Origin of the sequence: Microbulbifer marinus, from assembly GCF_900107725.1 — a bacterium.
Taxonomy (GTDB): Bacteria; Pseudomonadota; Gammaproteobacteria; order Pseudomonadales; family Cellvibrionaceae; genus Microbulbifer; species Microbulbifer marinus.
In genome coordinates this window covers 1034830-1055526 of the sequence record NZ_FNQO01000001.1, presented here as the reverse complement: position 1 = coordinate 1055526, position 20697 = coordinate 1034830, and the positions used below count along the sequence as shown (strand labels likewise).

Annotated in this window: 18 protein-coding genes; 3 read left to right on the top strand and 15 right to left on the bottom strand. The window is 59.6% G+C overall.

Annotation, left to right across the window (positions count from 1 at the left end; genetic code table 11):
* Positions 1-35 precede the first annotated feature (35 nt).
* Positions 36-1367: a tetratricopeptide repeat protein gene (locus BLW36_RS04535; protein WP_091385580.1), complete on the bottom strand. Its 1332-nt coding sequence runs from the start codon at positions 1365-1367 to the stop codon at positions 36-38.
* A 222-nt stretch (positions 1368-1589) separates the two neighbouring features.
* Positions 1590-2081: a PH domain-containing protein gene (locus tag BLW36_RS04530; RefSeq protein ID WP_244506128.1), complete on the bottom strand. Its 492-nt coding sequence runs from the start codon at positions 2079-2081 to the stop codon at positions 1590-1592.
* Between the two features lie 203 nt (positions 2082-2284).
* Here BLW36_RS04530 and BLW36_RS04525 point away from each other — a divergent pair, with 203 nt between their 5' ends.
* Positions 2285-3163: a patatin-like phospholipase family protein gene (locus tag BLW36_RS04525; RefSeq protein ID WP_211567131.1), complete on the top strand. Its 879-nt coding sequence runs from the start codon at positions 2285-2287 to the stop codon at positions 3161-3163.
* A 40-nt stretch (positions 3164-3203) separates the two neighbouring features.
* On the opposite strand, the gene BLW36_RS04520 is transcribed toward BLW36_RS04525, so the two are convergent.
* The 7 genes from BLW36_RS04520 to BLW36_RS04490 all read right to left on the bottom strand — a co-directional run bounded on the left by BLW36_RS04520 (position 3204) and on the right by BLW36_RS04490 (position 10614).
* Positions 3204-3629, bottom strand: coding sequence for an MAPEG family protein (locus BLW36_RS04520; protein ID WP_091385576.1), 426 nt, complete (start codon positions 3627-3629; stop codon positions 3204-3206).
* Between the two features lie 63 nt (positions 3630-3692).
* Complete coding sequence (locus BLW36_RS04515) at positions 3693-4238, bottom strand: DUF1415 domain-containing protein (protein ID WP_091385574.1); 546 nt, start codon at positions 4236-4238, stop codon at positions 3693-3695.
* A 13-nt stretch (positions 4239-4251) separates the two neighbouring features.
* On the bottom strand, positions 4252-4788 hold the full coding sequence (locus tag BLW36_RS04510; protein ID WP_091385572.1) for a DUF2058 domain-containing protein: 537 nt from the start codon (positions 4786-4788) through the stop codon (positions 4252-4254).
* A gap of 112 nt (positions 4789-4900) precedes the next feature.
* Positions 4901-6502 carry an AbgT family transporter gene (locus BLW36_RS04505; protein ID WP_091385570.1) on the bottom strand — a complete coding sequence of 534 codons (1602 nt, stop codon included), beginning with the start codon at positions 6500-6502 and terminating at the stop codon, positions 4901-4903.
* Positions 6503-6717: 215 nt separating this feature from the next.
* A complete protein-coding gene (locus BLW36_RS04500; RefSeq protein ID WP_091385568.1) occupies positions 6718-7812 on the bottom strand; it encodes a PaaI family thioesterase in 1095 nt (364 codons plus the stop codon).
* A 193-nt stretch (positions 7813-8005) separates the two neighbouring features.
* Entirely contained in the window at positions 8006-9730 is a 1725-nt protein-coding gene (locus BLW36_RS04495; protein WP_091386945.1) for a carbohydrate-binding module family 20 domain-containing protein, read from the bottom strand.
* A gap of 422 nt (positions 9731-10152) precedes the next feature.
* Positions 10153-10614 carry a methyltransferase family protein gene (locus BLW36_RS04490; RefSeq protein ID WP_091385566.1) on the bottom strand — a complete coding sequence of 154 codons (462 nt, stop codon included), beginning with the start codon at positions 10612-10614 and terminating at the stop codon, positions 10153-10155.
* Positions 10615-11136: 522 nt separating this feature from the next.
* Here BLW36_RS04490 and gndA point away from each other — a divergent pair.
* Positions 11137-12669, top strand: a complete 1533-nt coding sequence (gndA, locus tag BLW36_RS04480) for an NADP-dependent phosphogluconate dehydrogenase (protein WP_091385561.1) — start codon at positions 11137-11139, stop codon at positions 12667-12669.
* A gap of 70 nt (positions 12670-12739) precedes the next feature.
* Here the strand turns inward: gndA and BLW36_RS04475 are convergent, their stop codons facing one another.
* The 4 genes from BLW36_RS04475 to BLW36_RS04460 form a co-directional block, all read right to left on the bottom strand.
* On the bottom strand, positions 12740-13282 hold the full coding sequence (locus tag BLW36_RS04475) for a DUF4136 domain-containing protein (RefSeq protein WP_091385559.1): 543 nt from the start codon (positions 13280-13282) through the stop codon (positions 12740-12742).
* A 168-nt stretch (positions 13283-13450) separates the two neighbouring features.
* Entirely contained in the window at positions 13451-13924 is a 474-nt protein-coding gene (locus BLW36_RS04470) for a GNAT family N-acetyltransferase (RefSeq protein WP_091385557.1), read from the bottom strand.
* Positions 13925-13981: 57 nt separating this feature from the next.
* Entirely contained in the window at positions 13982-14974 is a 993-nt protein-coding gene (rdgC, locus tag BLW36_RS04465; RefSeq protein WP_091385555.1) for a recombination-associated protein RdgC, read from the bottom strand.
* A gap of 188 nt (positions 14975-15162) precedes the next feature.
* Entirely contained in the window at positions 15163-17520 is a 2358-nt protein-coding gene (locus tag BLW36_RS04460) for a TonB-dependent receptor domain-containing protein (RefSeq protein WP_091385553.1), read from the bottom strand.
* 261 nt (positions 17521-17781) lie between these two features.
* Between BLW36_RS04460 and BLW36_RS04455 the strand changes: the two genes are divergently transcribed.
* Entirely contained in the window at positions 17782-18798 is a 1017-nt protein-coding gene (locus tag BLW36_RS04455; protein WP_091385550.1) for a WD40/YVTN/BNR-like repeat-containing protein, read from the top strand.
* A 96-nt stretch (positions 18799-18894) separates the two neighbouring features.
* Here BLW36_RS04455 and ybaK read toward each other — a convergent pair whose 3' ends face one another.
* Both ybaK and BLW36_RS04445 read right to left on the bottom strand, forming a co-directional pair.
* Positions 18895-19362 (bottom strand): Cys-tRNA(Pro) deacylase, encoded by a 468-nt coding sequence (gene ybaK, locus BLW36_RS04450; protein WP_091385547.1) that lies wholly within the window; start codon positions 19360-19362, stop codon positions 18895-18897.
* 328 nt (positions 19363-19690) lie between these two features.
* Entirely contained in the window at positions 19691-20188 is a 498-nt protein-coding gene (locus tag BLW36_RS04445; protein ID WP_091385545.1) for an endonuclease V, read from the bottom strand.
* Positions 20189-20697: the final 509 nt, after the last annotated feature.

The window sequence follows — 20697 nt, the reverse complement described above, 5'->3', positions numbered from 1 at the left end:
CAGCGGCTCCAGTTAAGCGTTTACTGTTTTTCCGGTTATTGTGTTCCGGCCCCGGTGGTTACCGCCCGTTGCAGGAAGGCGCGGTTGAGCGCGCTGTGGGGTTTTAGCGCCAGTCGTTCGTTGGCCAGGGCCTCGGCCAGATCCTTCATGCCGGCGCGCAGCGCGGCCTCTGTCAGCGTCCAGTCAATGATGTCCCGCTGCGCGTGGCTGCCACCGAAGCTGTTGCCGATAAAGCGTGCGCCGTGCAGGTGCTGCGCAGCTTTGCGATAGTCGCCGCGCCAGAACGCGGTGAACCCCTCGATCAGTGGCAGCCCGGTATGCCAGGCCCACTGCGCTACCTCGTTGTCGTTACTGCGGGTCGCGCGCATGGTATTCATAATCTTCTCTACCTCGTCGTCGCGCCCGGCACCGAGGAAAGCCATCACCGCATGCCAGTCGTTAAACGGGTAGAGGCGGCCATCGGCGTGCTGTTCCCAGGTTTGCGCCAGCTCCTGCCAGCGATCCGAGACATCGCACTCCCTCAGTGCAAGGCGCCACAACAGCGCCGAAGCGTCCACCAGATCCAGCGCCATGCTGCTGCGTTCGCTGCGAATCGGCCCGTCGTAGATCGCCAGCGCCTGTTCTTCCTGTTCCAGATCCAGGTGGTACAGTGCCTTGTGCCACCAGTTGTGTACCCGGAAGAAATTATCGTCGCCGGCCCAGAATGGCTCGCGCTTCTCCATCCAGTCGATACCGTCCTCGGTGCGTCCCTGCATCTCCAGCACATGGGTGACGGCGTGGTGGGCCCAGCAGTCAAATGGTTCCAGTTCCGTAGCGCTGTGTCCGTATTCCTCGGCGCGCTCGTAGTCGGCGCACTCCTCCAGCCCAAACGCATACATGCCGAGCAAGATGGAGTAACCGGGCACTTCGGCCGACCACTGCGGGAGTATGCGCGCGATGCGGTCACGCAGGTCGCGGGCACAGGCGCGATAGAAGTCCATCAGATGACCGCACTGGATGCCGATCAGGTCGCGCGGATACCTGGCGTTGTGATAGTCCAGCGCTACGGCGGCCCTGGTCCAGTTGCCGGCCAGCAGTTCCGTGAGTACTGCGATATGGGATTCTGCGCGCTCGTCCAGCGCCAGCGACTTGGCGTGGACGACGATCCTCTGCGCTTCCAGTGATGCGGCGGGTTCCGTGGCGGTGGCGTAGAGATACGCCTTGAAGATATGGGCCATGGCAAACCGGGGCGCCACCTGGATAGCCTGATCCACAATCGCAAACGGGTCGCCGCGGTAGAGGTTGAATGCCTGCACGGCGTCGCTGTAAAAGTCTACGGCTTCCGGCGTCGCATCGGGTAGAGGATTTCCCTGTTGATCCGTGAGCATGTTGTCCTCTTACCGAAGGCGAAGATATTGAAATGGCCGGCGGCAAGCTGGGGCGCCAGCATGGCGCGGAACTAGCAGCGCAGCCACTCGGGTTGCAGAGCATTGGCGGCAACGAGATCGGGAGGCATGGCATCGTTCGTCGCGGCGACCTCTGTGCTCTCTTTCCAGAGTAAAGCACACAGGTGTGACCTGTTGGTCGGCGGCGCGAGCTGAAACCTGGGGCTAAGCGGAAATCTTCTGTTGCAGCGCCGCGGCGAACTGCGCTGGCCGGTCAGGGGTTACCACCAGGGTGCGCTCGGGGAAGTGCAGCACTACGGCCCGGGAGGAATCGGTGGCAAAGGCCCGGTAACGGCCCAGTTTGCTGTTGCGGTACAGGCCGGTAAAGCCGAACAGTCCGCCGTTGCCGAACAGGCGGATGGAGCCGTGCATTGCTTCCGGGTCGGCTTCTGCAGAGGTCAGGCCCTGCAGCGGGATACGCGTGTGCCAGCCAAAACGGAGAATCAGCAGGGCAGTCCGTTCGATACGGTAGCCACGAATAGCAAAGAGTGCACTCAGTACAAAGATCGCCGGCGGCAACAGTATCGCGACCGTATAGAGTCGGGATTCCGCTTGCGGCGCCTTGTCCAGTAAAAGCAACGGGATGCCGAGCAGTATCACGCTTGTCAGGGCCGTGATCCACTTAAGCTGGCGGCTCCAGGGCGCTTGGTATTTCATGGTCTGCATATTCTGCCTGGGATCGAATGGCCTGAATGGTCGAAGTGATTCGCGCAATCATAACGCGGCCACCGAAGCGGCGAAATGGCCGCGGCAGCCTTGGGTTTGGGCGAATAGGCCAGTGAATCTGGTTGGATAGTCTGTGAAGGTTAACTTTACAATTGTCGCAGTATCGGAACAGTAATAGCAGCTACGGGTTTAGCATGGAAAAAATGACTTCCGGTAATGTGAATCGATCTGCGCTGGTGGTAGAGGGCGGTGCAATGCGCGGCATCTTTGCCGCGGGGGTGTTGGACGCCTTTATCGAATCGGATTATCTGCCCTTCGACTTTGCCATCGGTGTCTCGGCGGGATCGACCAACCTGATCGGCTATCTGGCCGGTGACCACGGCCGCAGTCGCAGAATCCTGTTGGATCATGCCCGCCGTGACGATTTCATCGATTGGCGACGCTACCTGAAGGGCGGGCATTTCTGCGATGTCAGCTGGTTGTGGCACGCTTCCTATGACGAGGTGCCGCTAAATCTGCAGCGCTATGTCAAAAATGCCGTACCCCTATATGCGGTTACCACCAGTATCGAAACCGGCGAGGCCTGCTATCTGCAGGTCACAGAAGAGAACATGCATGAGGTGTTTCCGGCCTCCTGTGCGATTCCGCTTTTTTACCGCGGCTTTCCCCGCGTCAACGGCGAGCCGATGACGGATGGCGGCCTTGCGGATTCCATTCCGGTGATTCGGGCCTATGAGCAGGGCGCGCGAGATATCACTGTGGTGCTGTCGCGACCGGTGGGCTATCGCAAGCGGGTAAGTCCCGCGCCCAAGCAGATGAAGCAATTCTTCCACGACCACGCCCGCCTGTTTGAGGCGGTGCTCGACCGGGCGGAGCGCTACAATCGCGCACTGGACTTTATCGAGTCGCCACCGGCGGACTGCCGGGTAACCGCTATTGCGCCGCCGCCGGACTTCCCGGTGAAGCGCTTTACCCGCGAACTGGAATTACTTGAGCGAGGTTATCAATGCGGCAGGACTTTGGGACTGAGCCACCTGCAGAGTACATCGGTACAGGGCGAGGGCGTTGACTGACTGAGATCCGGCAAATGCTTCCCGCGTAGCCAATATTTGCCTAGATCAGGTGCAGCAGGGCGTTAATCGTCAGTCCAAACAGCATCAGCGTCGACAGCACAAAAATAGCGAAACGCACTTCGATCTTGTTAACCAGTGCCTGCAACAGGCTGTGTATCACTCGCGTTACGACGTATCCCCAGGCCAGCAGCAGGTTGCTGCCATTTCCCTCTCCCATCAGTGCCAGGGCGAGTGCAACGGCGTAAAAGAGCGTGGGCTGCTCCATCAGGTGATTGTAATTGTCCGCCTTCCAGCGCACCGACGCGGGCAGGGTGCTCATCTGCTCACCGCGCGGTGCGCGTGGATCCAGTTGCATCTGCGCTTTCCTGATGGCGGGCAGGCGGGTCGCGTACATCCACAACCACATGATCAGCGACCAGGCAACCAGAGCGACAACCGGAGTTAGTATCGGACTTGGTGACAGCATGCCGGATTCCTGTTCTGTTTCTGCAGAATTGTGAGTTGTTATTTTGCTCTAGCGAACATTCGCTCAACAGAACAGATACGGAAACAGCTGCCGCTTCTGCTCTTCGGTCAAGCCTTCTACCCGGCGGATATTGTTTTCGGGAATAGTTTCCGGATCGGGATAGTTTTTCAATGCCCGCTCCAGGCTCGCCTCGCGCAGCAAATGCAGAATCGGGTAGGGGGCGCGGTTGGTCAGGTTTTCCGCGTCTTCGGGTCGGGTGCCGGCAAACTGATAGTCCGGATGAAAGGTGGCCAGCTGGTAGATGCCGCTGTAGTCGTGACGCTCCAGCAGCCATTCGGCCAGATCGAGGAACTGGTTGAAATCGGCAAATTCTCGCAGGTGCCGGGGCACGATCAGCAGGGTCGTTTCCAGTTCCTCTACTGGGGTGTTGTCGAGCAACCGCAGTTCTTCGAGCAGGTCTGTCAGCAGCGATTCGTCGTCCCGGGCATCGCTCACCTTGAAGCGGATCTGGCCGGCGCGCATCGGCTTGCGCGCGAAGGGGCACAGGTTCAGGCCAACCACCACATCCCGCAGCCACTGTTGTACCGAGTCGACGATTTGCTGCTCCATCAGTGGCGACCGCTTACCACATCAGGTCGTCGGGGATCTGGTAGTCCGCGTAGGGGTCGTCTTCATCCACCGCGGTGCTGGTCGCCGCCGGCTGCACGACCGCATCGGGATTGCGCTCGGCGATCTTGTCGGCGATCACCCGCGGCACCAGCTCGAACTGCTCGTCCAGCCCGACGATTACCAGCCGGCCCGCGACCAGGTGATCGCGGACGGCTTCGGTGACATAAATGGTTTTGATCTTTTTGTCGAAGGTGAAGTTGTAGGCGATTTCGCCGTTGCCCTTCGGCTGACGGTTGGTCTGCACCATCTGTTTGATCTGGGCGGCGATGGCCTTTTTCTGCGCGGCGGCATCGCGCTCGGCATTCAGGGCGCGGTCCCGGGCCGCCTTTTCGGCGCGGGCCTGCTGGGCGGCAGCCTTGGTTTCGTCGACGACCGGCTGTGCGGATTTCTTTGCGACCTTCTGCTGCTTGCGCTTGTCCTTGCTGATCTGTTTGGCTTTCTTGTTGTCGACGAGACCGGCCTTCAGCAGTTGATCTTGCAGTGAACTCATGGCGGTTAGTCCGGATGTAGTGTCCCCGTCGGGGAGGTAAAGGGAATAAAAGACGCACTTTAACGGAAATCATCGCCGCGGGCAGCCCACAGGCCGCCGCGGCGATCGAATGTCAGGGGCTGTAGTATGTCGCCGCGCCCGGGCCCACCGGCATGCCGAGTGCGAATACCCAGATAAAGAACAGGGCGGTCCAGCCGATAAAGAAAAAGATGGAGTAGGGGATCATGGTGGCGATCAGGGTACCCATGCCCAGGTCTTTCTTGTAGCGGGTGGCAAAGGACACGATAAGGCCGAAATAGCTCATCATCGGCGTGATGATATTGGTAACCGAATCGCCGATGCGGTAAGCGGCCTGGATGACTTCCGGTGCGTAGCCCAGCAGCATCAGCATGGGTACGAAGATGGGCGCGGTCACGGCCCACTGGGCCGAGGCGCTACCCAGCATCAAATTCACAAAGCCGCACATCATGATGAAGAACAGGAATACCAGTGGGCCGGTGAGACCGATGCTCTGCAGCGCATCGGCGCCCAGCACCGCGAAAATGGTTCCCAGATTGGTGATCTTGAAGAAAGCCACGAATTGCGCGGCGAAAAACACCAGCACGATATACATGCCCATAGTGCCCATGCTCTTGGACATGGCATTGATCACATCTCGGTCGTTGTGCATGGTGCCGGTCACGCGGCCATAAACAAAACCGGGCACCGCAAAAAAGACCACGATCAGCGCCACTATGCCCTTCAAGAAAGGCGAGCCGGCGACTTCGCCAGTCTCCTGATTCCGCAGTACGCCCCACTCGGGGACGATGGAAATTGCCAACAGCGCGCAAACCCCCAGCACTGACAGACCGGCGTATTTCAGGCCGCGTTTCTCGGCGGCGGTCAGCTTGCCCATCTTGTCCTGGGACAGGTCGACGGACGCCTCTTTCGGGTCGTACACGCCCAGCTTCGGCTCGACGATGGCGATGGTTACCCAGCTGCCGACGATGGTGATCAGAAAGGTGCTGGTGATCATGAAGAACCAGTTCACTTCCGGGCCGACGGTATAGGTCGGGTCAATCATATGGGCGGCGGATTCGGTGATGCCGGACAGCAGCGGATCCACGGTTCCCAGCAGCAGGTTGGCGCTGTAGCCACCGGAGACCCCGGCGAAGGCCGCGGCGAGACCCGCGAGCGGGTGGCGGCCGAGGGAGTGGAAGATCATCGCCGCCAGCGGGATCAGCACCACATAGCCCAGCTCGGACGCGGTGTTGGACAGGATGCCGGCGAAGACCACGATAACGGTTACGGTGCGCTTGGATGCCTGCATCACCAGGCCGCGCACAGCCGCGCTCAGCAGCCCTGAGTGTTCGGCCACGCCGACGCCGAGCAGTGCGACCAGTACCGTCCCCAGCGGCGCAAAGCCGGTGAAATTGGTCACCAAACTGGTGACGATGATCCGCAATCCCTCGCCGCTGAACAGGTTGAATACCTCGATCACGCCGTCCGGCGTGCGGCCGGCGGCCCCCACCGGGCGGGGATCCGCCACGGCCAGGCCGAAATAGGAAGCAATACCACTGATGATCACGACACCGATGGCGAACATGGCAAACAGGGTGATCGGGTGGGGCAGCAGATTGCCGAGCCACTCTACGGCATCCAAGAAGCGGGTGAAGGCCTTTCTCTGCTCGGCCGGCACCTGTGACTGTTCGCTGGAAGAGGCGCTTGTCGTCATCAATCTTTCCTATAGCGTCGTTCTTGTTTTGGCTAGCCGCACTGTGCCCACGGCTGCCCTTAATAGATGTTTTGGTTAAAAAATGCGCTAAAGGGTGGGGATGATACACAAAAAGGCCAAGCTACAGAATGGTTGCCTGAAGTCGGACTGAACGCGGCGGGTGCATGCGCCCGCGTCCCGTGAATTTATGGCAGTGGCTGGAGATAGAGGGCTGCTCAGTCGGGAACTGGTTTGCGCAGGGTCGCGCTGGCGATCATGTCCTCCGGCTTTTTCCCTTCGCTCAGCATCTGTGCGCCGCCTGGAATCACCAGCGCCGAACCGCTGGCCATGGCCACACGCTTCCCCTCCGCGTTGACTATGTCGCAGGAGCAAACCCGCAGCTGGCGGCCGCGGTGGTGGACCTCGCCGGTCAGGGTGAGGTCGCCGCTATCGATCGTCGCCGGGCGGATAAAGCGGATGTGCATGTCCAGCATGGCGAACAGGTCACCGGCCGGCAGCGTGGAGTAGACCGCCATGCCCATGGTGAAGTCTGCGGCCCAGGCCAAGAGGCCACCGTAGATGGAGAAGCTGCCGTTCGAGAACCACGGCGACGACGGAATCGTCGACTTGCAGTAACCGTCATCGATTTCGGCGGCGCGATAGCCGGTCAACTGCCAGACCGGATGGGTGCGCCCGCCGCTGATCGTCGCCCGCTGCAGATCGATGGGAAGCTGGTCGCCAAATTTCTTCAGGTCACAGAAATTCGCCTGCGGGGGATCCCGCAAAAAGGGGTCGGGTGAATCATCGGGGCCCAGGTCGGGCGCCTCCAGCTGCTGATCCGGGTCGACCGGGAAGTCCGCAATCAGGCAGCGGGTGCTGCCGAAGGCCAGCATGCGGCCGTCCTGGTCGGTGATCTGCACCGTAGACAGTCCCACCTGGCTGCCGGAGTGCACCGTCGCCGCGCGGCCGATGATATTGCGCGTGCTGTCGGACAGCGGGCGGATATAGCTCATGTTCAGCTCGGAGGTGGTCAATACCTTGCCGGCGGGCAGGGTGGTCCAGATAGCGGAGGCGAGAGCGGCATCGGCAAATAGCGAGTAGATGCCACCCCAATAGATACCGGTGCCATCTGCGAGCCACGGGCTTACGGGCATCGAAAAGGTCGCCTTGCCGAGGCCCGCCTCGGTCGGCAGCATGCCGGTCAGCCGCCAGATTGGCGGACCAGGCAGGTCACCGTGTATGTAGCGCTTGAAGGTCTCCAGTCCCGGCTGTTGCAGGGCCCGTAGATCTCCTATGGCGCCGCGATGGGGCTCATCGGGGATACTGGCCATCGCACTTCTCCGGTCACTCCAGTCTGGATATTAGTGTCCGGGCACCATGGCAGCGATCTATGCCTATTCTCGACGGGAATCCGCACAGGACGAGATTGACCCCATGCACTGTGTCGGCTCCAGCAATGGGGGCGCACGGCTGGGGAGAGTGGAGTTCGCCTGGCGGCTGCACCCGCCAGGCGCGTATCAGGCGTTAAAAACTGGCCGAGGGGGCGCTGTCGGATGTGGTATTGAACTGGTTGTTGCCACCGGACTGCCACTCCACGCCGGCAGCGGGATTGGCCTCCTCGCGCTTGAGGCACTTCCACTCCACGTCGGTATTGGCCGGCATGTCGACAGTGCCGCTCCAGCTCGGGTAAGCGGTCGGGTCGAGCTTTTTCGCCTGGGCGGGATCCCAGTTCCCCAGCTCACTGTTATCGCCCAAGACATAGACGCTCTGACCCCAGTAGGTAAAGCCGTTGTGGCAGGTGAAGTTGACGTCGACCCGTGAGCCGCTGCCGCCACCGGATCCGCCGCCGGTTTCACCATTGGTATTGCCGCCGCAGTCCGGGCAGGGCACTCCGACCTTGGCACCCACGTGGATGGCGGATGCATTGTGGTTGTAGACATTGAAGGTGGCATCGCCACTGCCGTCCACGGTGATGGTCGGGCCGCTGCAGGTGCCGGCGCTGTAGTCGAAGTCGCCGTGAATGATGTCGCAGTAGGTGCCCGCCGGCATGCCGGTCTGGAAGGAGTGATTCAGGTTGCTGCCCTCCATGTTGAGCACCACGAAGCCCAGGCCGCCGCGACCCCAGGCCATCTGGTGGTTGCCATTGTCCCAGTAGTCGGTGACGCCCCAGTAAGCTGCGGTATTGTTGCGGAAGCCGACCATGTTGGCGATGGGCCTGCTGCGATGTTCACACAGCCAGCCGTTGCTACAGGAGCCGGCGCCCTGGGCGGGCGGGCCCTGGTCGTGATCGGTCCAGTCAAAGCTGGACATGACCTTCGGGTAGCCGTATGGCCAGCCGAGCGTGAACACATGCGCCATGTTGTTGGCGTTGTTGCCGTCCTTATGGGTAACGGTGTTATCGGTGTCCTGGCGCTGGTTGTCGTGGTTGGCGACGAAGGTGATGGCATCGTCGCTGGACAGCCAGCCGGACCAGCTGCCGATATTGCTGATCTCGCGCAGAGGGCCGCGCAGTTTGAAATAGTGCCCCAGGGTCTTGGTGAAATTGAATTCAGTCACGTCGCCGACCCAGGTGTAGTCACCAGCCTGAATCGGTTCGCCGGCCGCGCCGATGACTTCCTGGAAGATATACGGATTGCCGTTCAGGCGACTCTTGATCGCATCGATATCTGCGGCGGGCATATGCTTGGCGGCATCGATCCGGAAACCGGCCACGCCGAGGCTGATCAGGTCGTTCATGTAGCCGGCAATTTTATCGCGCACATAATCGGACTCGGTTTTCAGGTCGTTGAGCCCCACCAGGTCGCAGTTTTGGATCGACCAGGCATCGCCATAGTTGATGTCATCGGTGCAGTTGTGGAAATCGTTCGGCCCGTAAGGCACTTCGGGGAAATTGCGATCCCAGGCCGCCATATGGTTGATCACCGCATCGACATAAATATCGACACCGGCTGCCTTACAGCGGCTGACCATATCGGCAAACTGCGCGCGGCTGCCGGAGCGCCCCTCGATGGCGTAGCTGACCGGCTGATAGCGCGTCCACCACTGACTGCCGTTCACTGACTTCTGCGGCGGGGATACCTGCACGGCGGCGAAGCCTTTGGGACCGAGAAAGTTCTCACACTCGCTGGCAATATCCTCCCATTGCCATTCAAACAGGTGGACAAAGGCCGTGCGTGGTACTGCATGGCTGGTGGCGCTGAACGCTGACAGCAGAAACAGCACACTCATCATCGCGAAAAAGTGTCGCATCTGGATTACCTTCATTATTCGTAATTATTCTATTTTGTGAGTCAGCCGGTTACAGGGCTGGTTATGCAGCGATTTTGAATGGATTGCCCTCTCCATTGACAGGCTGAACCCTTTAGGCCGCTCTCCGCTAGACATACCCGTGGTTTGGGCACCCAATAAAGCCTAATTAGGCAAGAGGTGACACGGCATCCTCCCCGCAGGGGGCGTATCGCCGGTGGTAGAGGAAACGTGCGCACGTTTTGAGAATTAATTCCGTATCACGTTAAAAGTTCCGGTGGCAGGCACAATCATTGGGAGGAGCCAGTGATTCCCGCAGAACCGGGCGCTCGATTAGTAATAATGTTTTTTCGATAAGAATTCGAGCAGTATAAAAATATTGCGGAAGAAGGGCGGAGAGAAAATGGAGTAAGCCGGTACTGCGACTACAGCCACCGGCGCACGCGCGAGAGATACGCATCGTACTCGTCACCAAACAGTCTGCGCAGGGCACGCTCTTCCGGCTTGATCTGGAATGCCGTCAGGTAGCGCTGAAATAGCAGAGCAAGTGCGATTGCCAACGCATCGGCAAGGTAAAGGCCCCAGGCGAGCAGGAACAGCAGGAAGGCCACATACATCGGATTGCGACTGATACGGAATATTCCGCTGGTGACTAGCGCACTGCTGCTGCTCGGGGATGTGGGGTTCACGGTGGTGTCGACACGGCGAAACGCGATTATGGCGAGGGCACAGAAAACAAGGCCGATGCAGAAAAGCAGGGCGGCTGCGGTAAGTCCGTAGTTGCCGCTATCGAAGTGGGCCAGCTCCAGCGTGGCGACGCCATACATGGCGCCGGCAAATGCCAGCATCAGCAGAAGCGGCGGTATCTTGGTTTCCAGCGCTTTCATTTTCCTGTCCTGTGCGCCTTCACGGTTTCATTGTATCGACGGGAAGGCTAGACGTTGCCATCGGGGGAAGGTCAACGAAAAAAACTGGATCGCGCAACACTCTGGTGTTTGCGGAATCGTTCATCGCCTATTCTCCGCCCGCGGTAATAATCCCAATCGTTCCAGCTGCGCTCTGACCTTTGCCATTGAGCCGGCCCGGCGGCCGACAATGCCCAATTCGCTCGCCACCTTGCCCCGCCGGGTATTCGGAATTTACGTCGTGACCAGCCCGTTCCGATCGGGCCTGGTGAAAAATTGCCGGAGTCGGGATTCGCCGCGCAATTGATCGCTGCCGGTCTGAAAGCCGGTAATAAATAGGGGCTGCGAGTGCAAATCCCGGATAATGCTCTGAATCAGGCTGTTTTCTATAGCTGCCTCACCACGCCGTGCAGGGTTTCGTGACCGGCCGGCCTCCCGGCTTGCGGTCGGCATTGGTATACTCCGCGCCCTTTTCGACAGCAGCCACGATTTTCGGAGAAATCCATGTCTGATTCACTGCGCGACTCACGGTGTGATATAGGCTTTATCGGCGCCGGGGTGATGGGCAAGAACCTGATCCTGAACCTGGCCGATAACGGCTACCGAGTCTGTGCCTTCGACCTGGATCAGGGCCGCCTGAATGCGCTGCTGGAGCAAGACGCAAAAGAGCGCGGCGATCAGCCGGCGCGTGTGGAAACCTGTAATTCCTACACCGAGCTGCTGGCCAAGGTGAAGGCCCCACACCTGATTATTCTCTCCGTGCCTGCCGGTGCGCCGGTGGATGATGTCTGCAACAAGCTGCTGGATGCCGGCCTGAAGGCGGATGATATCGTCGTCGACACCGGCAATAGCCTGTGGACCGACTCGGTCGAGCGCGCCAAGCGCTACGAGGGCAAGCTGATCTTTTTCACCACCGCAGTTTCCGGCGGCGAAGTCGGTGCGCGTTTCGGGCCGTCCCTGATGCCGAGTGGCGATCGCTACGCCTGGAGTCGTATCGAACCGGTATGGCACGCGATCGCGGCCAAGGTGGATCCGGCCAGCGGCCAGCCGCTCGAGCGCTTCGAACCGGGCAATCCGGTCACCGAGGGTGAACCCTGTGCGGCCTATATCGGCCCCATCGGTTCCGGCCACTACGTGAAGATGGTGCACAACGGTATCGAGTACGCCGATATGCAGATGATCTGTGAGGCCTACCACGTGATGCGCAGTGCGCTGGATATGTCGCCGGCGGATATCGCGGCGGTGTTCCGCGAGTGGAACAAGGGACCGCTGAACAGCTACCTGATCAGCATCAGCGCAGAAGTACTGGCCACCGTCGATGCGGAAACCGAGCAACCGCTGGTGGACGTGATTCTCGACCGGGCCGGCCAGAAGGGCACCGGTCTCTGGACCGCAGTCAGCAGCCTGGAAGTGGGCTGCCCGGCGCCGAGTATCGCCGAGGCGGTGTACGCGCGCTCGCTGTCCACCCGCAAGGTACTGCGCACCCGTGCGGCGAAGAAACTGCAGGGCCCGGCGGTGGAGCCAATCGAGCCGGCCAAGCGCGCCGAGGCTATCGCAGAGCTGCACGACGCGCTCTACTGTGCCAAGATCTGCGTCTACGCGCAGGGCTTCGACCTGATGAAGCTGGCCGCACGCGAGCAGGGCTGGGAACTGAATTTTGCCGAGATCGCGCGTATCTGGCGCGCCGGCTGCATTATCCGTGCGGTGTTCCTGCAATCCATCAGCGATGCCTACGAGCGCGATGTAAAACTGTCCAACCTGTTGCTGGACGATTTCTTCGCCGAACAGATCGCCGAACACCAGGGTAACTGGCGCCGAGCGGTGGCCGATGCCACGCTGAAAGGTATTCCGGTACCGGCGCTGTCTTCCGCGCTCAGCTACTACGACGCCTTCCGCATGGAATCCCTGCCGGCCAACCTGCTGCAGGGCCAGCGCGATTTCTTTGGCGCGCACACCTTTTCCCGCGTCGACCGTCCCGAGCAGCAGAAATACCACGTGCAGTGGAGTGAACCGGGCCGCCCGGTGGTGGAAATCTGATACAAAAAACGGCCGCCGGACAGGCGGCCGTTTCCGTCGGGAAAATGATAGTTTTCTGGTCTGTCTTCCGTCAGCGCGACTGAACAGGGAAGCGGCGGAAAACTTCGCTGACAGCGGCCGCCAGGGTTCCTTGCGGGTTCGCGTACATCTCCTGCGTAATCCGACCCTGGGTTCTGCCCCGCCAGACCATCCGTTTCTGCTGCACGTCGAGTATATCGACGGTCAGCCGGCCCTCGGTGTACTTGTCGATATTGGTCGTGTGCGACGGCGGCAGTTGCCGGTAGTATTCCTCGAGGAACGGATAGCGCGCCGCCGCGCCACCGGTCGTGCCAGCGACCTTGGGGGCTCTCACTTTCTCCTGTGTCTGCACCGATATGCTGACGAGGAGGTCCGGATTACTGCTGCGGGTCAGGCCGCGGGCGTTGAGCTGCCGGGAAATTTCCGCCCGCAGGATGGAGTTCACCTCGCCGGAGCTGCTGCCTCCCGGTACAAACCCGAAAGTCCGGTACTCTCCCCAGCGCGCACCACTGCCGGATGCGGAAGATGCCGGCGAGCCGGCGCAGGCACTCAGTAGCAGGGACACAAGCAGCGCGCTGGCGATCCAGATCCTCATCTCTTTTGCTCCACACAATGTCAGTCTTTGGCCGCCTGCACGGCGTGGCAGCTGCGCATTGGCGGCCGTCGCCCCGAACAGGGCGACCGGGGGTTCCAATGATTGAGCTTAGTTCAGGATGGTTGGGCGCAATTCTTTGTCGCGCCAGCAGGGAGCAGGCGAGGGGAATTAGTCCTGCAGCCGGGTGGTCATGATGGAAACGGTATCGCCCTGATAGAGTTCTCTTTTCAGGAGGGTCCACCCCAGTCTCTGGTAGAAATACTCCTGTGCCGGCGTAAACAGGAATAGCTCATTGAGGCCATTCTTTCGGCACACCTCCATGACCGCCGCGACCAGCAGTCTGCCCAGCCCCTGGCCGCGCTTGTCGGGGTGGATGTAGACATTCGCAAGCCAGGGACCCAGGTGGCAGTTGATGGTCATATCGTGTTCGATCACCGAAGCGGAGCCCCAGACGCTGCCGCCATCCACTAGCACCCAGGTGGCGGGTATCGGCGCGCCGCGCAGCGAGCGCTGCAGGTCTTCGGTAAAGTCCTGCAGGCTCTGCTCCGGGTAGAGGTGAGCCCACTCGCGGTAATGCCACCGGGCCAGCTGTTCCACAGCCTCCGGGCGCTCGATCAGGTTCTCGACTCTCACGAAAGACACAATCCTTACGGGTGAATGCCGGACGCCGCAGCCCTATTGCGGGAGATTCGCCCGGGTTCAGAACACGACTTCTTCGACTTCCCTGGCGGTCTGCTCGGCCTCGGCGCGGGAGGCGCGGGCGACGATCTCCTCGACGCTGGCCGTGTCGGTGTTGGCGCCGCCGAATGCGGCCAGCAGGTCTGTCAGCAGTGCGGAGATTTCCAGCGTCATGACCGAGAAATCCGCGTCGAAACGCTGGGCGGCATTTTCGGTATCCGCGCTGTCCGCCTTTTCGATCAGTTCGTCGCCGAACTTGACGCGCTTCAGGGACAACTGGTCGTCGACCAGGAACTCGACACCGCCGCGCCAGACCAGTCCCAGCTTGTGTACCTGCAGACCCGCCACCAGGTGGTTGTGGATCTCTTCCGCGCACAGGTCCTGATTCTTGCAGCGGATCACGCTGCCGCTGTCCTTCGGATCGCGCAGTTCGCACTCGTGGCCGAACTCGAACTGGGCCGGGGCCTCCGGTGCGGAGAGCCAGTGGGTCATGGTCTGCTGTGGCAGGTTCTTGGCCGCCAGCGGCACCACCGCCAGGCTGCTGATCGCCTCGCGCAGGTTCTCCAGCAGTTCCTCCGCCGCCGAGGCCGAAGAGGCATCCACCACCACCCAGCCGTCTTTGGGGGCTATGTAGGCGTATTGCAGGCGCGAGCGGGCGAAGGCCTTGGGGCGCATTTCCAGCAGCACTTCGTCCTTCAGGTTCTGCCGCTCCTTGCGGCCCACCTGGCGGGCCTCTTTCTCGGAGATGGCCTGGGCCAGCTCCTCGACCTTCTCGTTGACCACGGCGGCCGGGATAACCTTCTCCTGCTTCTTGGCGCAGACCATCAGGTAACCATTGGCCGCGTGCACCAGCTCACTGCCGTGGCGCCCGAGTGGCGCCACCCAGCCATAGCGGGCCGCATCCTGGCTGCCGCAGGGCACGAAGGCATGCGGCTCCAGCAGTTCGTTCAATTTTTCGGAGGTCAGGGCAAATTCTTTGGTGAGGCGGTAGACGCGAAGATTCTTAAACCACATACATCGGGCCATCTGTTCTGTTATTCGTGAGCGGTCGGCAATTATGCGAAATGACGGGGAGTACAGCCAGCGAACGGTGTCGAAAAATTGGAAGAAAGCGTCGGCTGCTGGTTTCTTGATCAGTTGGGCCGCAATCCGGGGCGGGCAGGGAAAACCCTGCCCACCGAGTCTGGCAATGAATTGGTTGATTAGAAGTCCAGCGTCGCGGACAGCGAAGCGGTGCGCGGCGCACCTATCCAGGCGCCGCCGGTCACGACGCTACCCAGGTAGTCTTCATCGAACAGGTTGTTGACCACCAGGCTCAGGTTGATGCCGCCGAACGCCGGGTTGATGTCGACCAGGCTCAGCCCCAGGTACGCATCGGTAACGGTGTAGGAATCGACCACCCAGGTGTTGGCCGGATCTACATAGCGGTCACCGGTCAGTTTCGCGGAGATACCGCCGTAGAGCAGTTCGCCATTCCAGTCCAGGCCGGCGACGAACAGCTGGTCCGCGATACCGACAACGTCGTTACCCGGAACCAGCCCCTGCGCCGTATCGACAGCCGCATCGTCGGTGCCGATATAGCTGGCATCGATCATCGTGTATGACGCGTAGAGATTAAATGCCGCGTTGATATCGTAATTGACCAGCAGTTCGAATCCGTCCGACTCGATACCGCCGGCATTGAAATAGGAACCGTTGGTACCGATCAGGTAGTTGGGGCCGGCCAGGGTATTATTGTCCAGGAAGATAATGCGGTTATCGAAATCGTTCTGGAAATAGGTCGCCGTCGCCGACAGGGCATCGCCGGAGTAACGCAGGCCCAGCTCGATGGTTGCGGACGTTTCCGGTTCGATATTGTCCAGATCGGAATTGGGGCGCTCGAGAATACTGTCGCCGACCGCCTTGAAGTTCTCGGCATAACCGGCAAATACCTCGGTGCCGGCCACTGGTGTCTCCCAGACCAGGCCAGCGGACAGCAGCACATCGGAGTCTGAGTCGATGCTGACGTTGGGCGATTCACCGAACAGGTCTTCGCGCTCTACGTCCACCAGGAATTGCTTGGCACCGAGACTCAGAGTCAGCGTATCGATGGTCAGCGAATCCTGCAGATACCACTTGGTGGTTTCCTGCGGATAGCTGCGGTTGTACTGCACCCAGTAGGGAGTGGAATTGAAACCGTAGCCGCGGGTCGCATCAGTGATCTTGTGCCAGTCACGGTACTCGTCGCGGCTTGCGTCCTCATACCAGATGCCGCCGCGCAGTTCGTTCTGCAGACCGGCGATTTCACCGTTGTGGATGAAGTCCAGGGTCAAACCGCTGCGCTCTTTCTCGTAGTGGGTATGGCGGTAGGACATGACCGGGACGGCGCCGGTCGGGTAACAGGCCGGATCGTACTGCGGCTCGGCCGGGCCATAGATGGTCACTATGTTGCGTTCGCAGTCGGCGTTAGGCGCCAGCGCATTGCCATTGGCATCGACAAAGAAGAACTGACCGGCGGCTGCTCCGCCCGTTGCGGTGACACCGCCGACAAATTCCGACTGGCCATCGGTTCCGTCATCGGTGACATCGACCAGGTAGGGCGGCACCCAGTCTCCGCGGCCCTCATTGCCGTGATAGTAGACACTACCCTGCAGGTTGAAGCTTTCGGTCAGGTCGAAGTCGAACTGCGCGTAGGCGAGGGTGTTTTCGCGCAGCGTCGACCAGCCGCGGCGATACAGCTGATCGATATAGGGCACTCCGCTCCACTCGCCAGTGAGGAAGTCATTTTCCGGAAAGCGCTCGAACTGTGCGTCGGAGTAGATGCGCTGGTAATTGTCCTCGTGGATATCGTCGTAGGAGACATAGGCCTTGATAGTGCCGCGCTCCAGCGTGCTGACAAGTTTCGCGGCAATATGCTCGCGCTCATTCTCGGCGGTTTCGGTGATCCAGTCGGTCGCCTCCTGGGCGGAGTAGGACACCCACGCCTTGGTATTGCCGGCGAAGATGCCGGTGTCGTAGCGGAAGTAGAGGCGCTGCGCATCGAATTCGCCCATGGAAACCTCTGCACGGCTGCGGCGCAGGTCGAGCGGATCGTCGGTGCGGTATTCGATGGTGCCGCCCAGCGCTTCATGGCTGCGCGAGGCGATATCTGCGGTGCCCTGGGAAACCGCGACACCACCGATATTGGCCGGGTCGATAAAGCGGTTGGCCTTGGCGCCACCACCGTAATTGGAGCCGCCATTGGGAATGCCATCGATGGTGGTGCCGATCTGTTGCTCATCGAGACTGGTGGTGAAACCGCGCATGGTGATATTGGTGGACCAGTCGTCGAAACCGTAGGTATCGCCTTCATTTACCGACACACCTGGCAGGTTGTCGATCAGTGCGTTGACGCTGGTAATGGCGGACTGCTGTTTACGCATCGGCTCGGTAACGGAACTGCTGTTAAATGCGGTACCACTGCCGAGCACCACCACTTCCTCCAGTTTATCGTCAGTGGCTTGCTGGGCGAGCAGCGGGTTGGCCGCCATCGCAGTGGCGAAGGAAATGGCTGAAGCCAGATACTTTCTTGTCGTAGTCATCGGGTCATCCCTGGTGAATGGTAATGGTCAGGTGGAAGGCAGCCTGGTATCGGCGGCTCTACGTTGTTACGCGGATACAATGACTGGAGTTGATGAATGGTTTTTTACGGTCAGATGAAATTCTGTTGACCGTGTTTTTGTGCTGGATTTAACGAACCAGTTTTGTGCGAGCGGGGCGGTCGCTGAATGGCGTCTTCTGCGCAAACTTCCTGTTATGATGATCAACAAATAAAGCTAATAAAATCCGAATAGGGGCATTGCATGATCCGCCTGTTTTTCCTACTGATGATTATTCCCTTGTCCGCTGATGCGGTAATTCTCCCTGAATGGCAGACTGCGCAGCTGTCAGCGAAGGCGTCTTTACGGGGCAGTGCGGTCGGCCCAAATAGCCTGTGGGTGAGCGGCAGCGACAATGCCGTGTTCAGAAGCACCGACGGCGGTAAAAGCTGGCAGGATGTATCGGTAACGCAGCAGCCGGTAACGGATTTCCGCGATATCGAACTGTTTGACGATCAGACTGCCATCGTCATGGGTGTCGGGAGCGGCGTGCAATCACGTCTCTACCTGACCGAAGACGGCGGTGAGAACTGGCAGCTGCTGTACGAAAATCCGGACAAGGAGGGTTTCTTCGATTCCATCGCCTTCTGGGACCGCAATCGTGGTCTGCTGCTGGGGGATCCGGTGGATGGCTATTACGTGGTCATGGAAACCAAAGATGGCGGGCATACCTGGAGCCGTATCGGCAGAGACAGAATTCCGCCGCTGCTGGAAAACGAGGCCGCCTTTGCCGCTAGCGGCAATACGCTGATCACCGGCCCCAATGGCGAGGCCTGGTTTACCACCGGTGGCTTTCAGGCCTCGGTGTATGCGAGTGAAGACTACGGCCATAACTGGCAGCGCAGTTCGGTGCCGCTACACCAGAAGACACAGACTGCGGGCGGCTACGCACTGGCACTGAATCAGCGCGGTGACGTGTTTGTGATGGGAGGTGATTTTCAGGACCGCCCCGGCAAATATAATAATCTGGCCATGCGCGACACCGATGGCTGGCACGTGGCCGACAATGATCAGCGCGGTCTGCGCACGGCCATGGCCTGTATCGAAAGTACCTGTGTGGCCAGTGGCAAGACCGCCAGCGATATCTCCTTCGATCACGGTGTCAGCTGGCAGCCGCTGGGCGGAGAGGGCTTTTATACCCTGGCGGCGGGCAGTGACCTAATACTCGGAGCTGGCGCCGACGGTCGGGTAGGCGTGATTCGCGTGTCCCCTCAGCGTTGAAGTCTCGGATAAAAAAGCGGGGATTTACCCTGTCGATGGCACCTTTTGGGCGAGATTGTGATGCGTGCCCCAGGGTTGGGGCCGGTATCTGTGGCTTTATTGCGTGATTTCGGCAATGTCGCCGTCGGTCAGCGCTTGCAGATCGGTGGGGCAAAGTTCGATTTCCAGTCCTCTGCGGCCGGCGCTGACAAGAACGGTATCGTATTGCCTGGCGGAGGCATCGATAAAGGTCCTGAGGCGCTTCTTCTGTCCGAGTGGACTGACGCCGCCCAGAACATAGCCAGTCGACCGCTCAACGTCAGCCTTGTCAGCCATCCCCGCCTTCTTTGCACCGGCGGCTTTGGCGATTAGCTTCATGCTCAGCATTGCGGCGACGGGCACCACTCCGACAGCCAGCACTTTGTTATCGAGTTGCACCACCAGCGTTTTGAATACCCGGGCGTCATCAATACCCAGCTTCTCCGCAGCCTCCAGGCCGTAGGATTCGCTCGCTGGATCATGGATATACTCGTGCACCTTGTACGCAATTTTGGCTTTCTTGGCGATGTTGATTGCCGGTGTCATTACTCGCTCGTGAGTCCCGTTGAGGTAGTGCCCTATCGATGGGGAATTCCAGCATCTAGCATGTCGTATCGTCAATCTGCAATTGGCGCGTTTCCGGAAAACCGTGTTCAGCAATCAACATGGGGCCTCCCATAGCTCGCGGTTTTGTCGGCGATATCGGCGGCCACACTAACCTCCGTTCCTGCGAATGCCTGAGAAGGAAATAGTGAGGAATAGCGAATGGCAGTTATTTGCCGGTGCCGTGAACGACTCATTTGTCGGTCTGGATTGCCAGAAGTATGTTTGCCAGCGTTTGCGGCGGACTCGCTTGCCTGGCTAGTGACATCCTTCAATGCCTTCTGCATTCTCGGTCTGCAAGCTGTAAGAGGGTAGGGATTCTGTAGTTGCCATGCATGGAACTTATGCTGGACCTCGCAGCATCGATGGCCATCCCGGCGGCTGTTATATAGAGGGGCCTGTGGCTGTCGCCCCGAAAAAGTTCGGTATCCGTTGTCGTCCCTTTAAAGGGCGATTTGGCTACTCCGATTACCGGAATTTTCCCTCCCAGGGCATTGTAGAGATGCATACCCAGGCCGGGAGTGGCGTCATCGCCGAGATAAACGTAGCCGTCGATAACGATGATATCTGGCGAGAGGTTATGCTCACGCAGAAGTGTCAGGATGCAGGGTAATTCACGCTGGTAGAAGCTGCCGGGTTTATAGTCTTCGACCTGGTGAATTGTGCTGCGGTAAACGTGAGAGGGGGTGTCATCTCGCCAGCCATTGAAACCAATGCCGACTGTTGAGGCCCGCGAATTTCGGTAGTCAACATCAACGGCGAGGATCATTGGAACCTAAAAGCGTTCGCGAAAAGAATGGGGAGCGTAAAGCTTGGCTATTACTGTGGCAGAACTCTATGCGCGATCGCCTTGCCTCTCCCCAACATTACTGATTGATTTAGCAATTGCCTTTCTTGGCCTGTCCTGGCGGGCAGTGCCTTTGTTGACCACCAACCACGACACCAGGGACCCTGACTTTAGCGGGCTCCAGTTTCACGCTAGGGCCGACTAGTTCACACCCGCTCATGAATGTAACCGCGCAAGTTAATAATGCTACTTTTAATTTCATTGCAAAACTCTGTTGAATAAACCCTTGTTTAGCATATGGCTTTACCACGCTGGCAGTCTATTCAACCTTTGTACTTTTCTACAGATTTGCGTGCCACTTCTCACAGTTTGTGTTTTAGGTAGCACGTATTCCAATAAGAGTAGGGATGTAGCGGTGGGATCGGAGAAGTCAGGTGGATTGTCGTTCCAGCGTTGATTCGGCTTATGGAAGCTTCGGTTCTTATGCGGTA

What these genes read in the sequence shown, in the direction of transcription:
- BLW36_RS04535 (WP_091385580.1), bottom strand. Translation starts at nt 1,367, where the DNA reads ATGCTCACGGATCAACAGGGAAATCCTCTACCCGATGCGACGCCGGAA.
- BLW36_RS04500 (WP_091385568.1), bottom strand. Translation starts at nt 7,812, where the DNA reads ATGGCCAGTATCCCCGATGAGCCCCATCGCGGCGCCATAGGAGATCTA.
- BLW36_RS04490 (WP_091385566.1), bottom strand. Translation starts at nt 10,614, where the DNA reads ATGAAAGCGCTGGAAACCAAGATACCGCCGCTTCTGCTGATGCTGGCA.
- BLW36_RS04445 (WP_091385545.1), bottom strand. Translation starts at nt 20,188, where the DNA reads ATGATCCTCGCCGTTGATGTTGACTACCGAAATTCGCGGGCCTCAACA.
- BLW36_RS04530 (WP_244506128.1), bottom strand. Translation starts at nt 2,081, where the DNA reads ATGAAATACCAAGCGCCCTGGAGCCGCCAGCTTAAGTGGATCACGGCC.
- rdgC (WP_091385555.1), bottom strand. Translation starts at nt 14,974, where the DNA reads ATGTGGTTTAAGAATCTTCGCGTCTACCGCCTCACCAAAGAATTTGCC.
- BLW36_RS04515 (WP_091385574.1), bottom strand. Translation starts at nt 4,238, where the DNA reads ATGGAGCAGCAAATCGTCGACTCGGTACAACAGTGGCTGCGGGATGTG.
- BLW36_RS04495 (WP_091386945.1), bottom strand. Translation starts at nt 9,730, where the DNA reads ATGCGACACTTTTTCGCGATGATGAGTGTGCTGTTTCTGCTGTCAGCG.
- gndA (WP_091385561.1), top strand. Translation starts at nt 11,137, where the DNA reads ATGTCTGATTCACTGCGCGACTCACGGTGTGATATAGGCTTTATCGGC.
- BLW36_RS04460 (WP_091385553.1), bottom strand. Translation starts at nt 17,520, where the DNA reads ATGACTACGACAAGAAAGTATCTGGCTTCAGCCATTTCCTTCGCCACT.
- ybaK (WP_091385547.1), bottom strand. Translation starts at nt 19,362, where the DNA reads ATGACACCGGCAATCAACATCGCCAAGAAAGCCAAAATTGCGTACAAG.
- BLW36_RS04520 (WP_091385576.1), bottom strand. Translation starts at nt 3,629, where the DNA reads ATGCTGTCACCAAGTCCGATACTAACTCCGGTTGTCGCTCTGGTTGCC.
- BLW36_RS04525 (WP_211567131.1), top strand. Translation starts at nt 2,285, where the DNA reads ATGGAAAAAATGACTTCCGGTAATGTGAATCGATCTGCGCTGGTGGTA.
- BLW36_RS04505 (WP_091385570.1), bottom strand. Translation starts at nt 6,502, where the DNA reads ATGACGACAAGCGCCTCTTCCAGCGAACAGTCACAGGTGCCGGCCGAG.
- BLW36_RS04510 (WP_091385572.1), bottom strand. Translation starts at nt 4,788, where the DNA reads ATGAGTTCACTGCAAGATCAACTGCTGAAGGCCGGTCTCGTCGACAAC.
- BLW36_RS04475 (WP_091385559.1), bottom strand. Translation starts at nt 13,282, where the DNA reads ATGAGGATCTGGATCGCCAGCGCGCTGCTTGTGTCCCTGCTACTGAGT.
- BLW36_RS04455 (WP_091385550.1), top strand. Translation starts at nt 17,782, where the DNA reads ATGATCCGCCTGTTTTTCCTACTGATGATTATTCCCTTGTCCGCTGAT.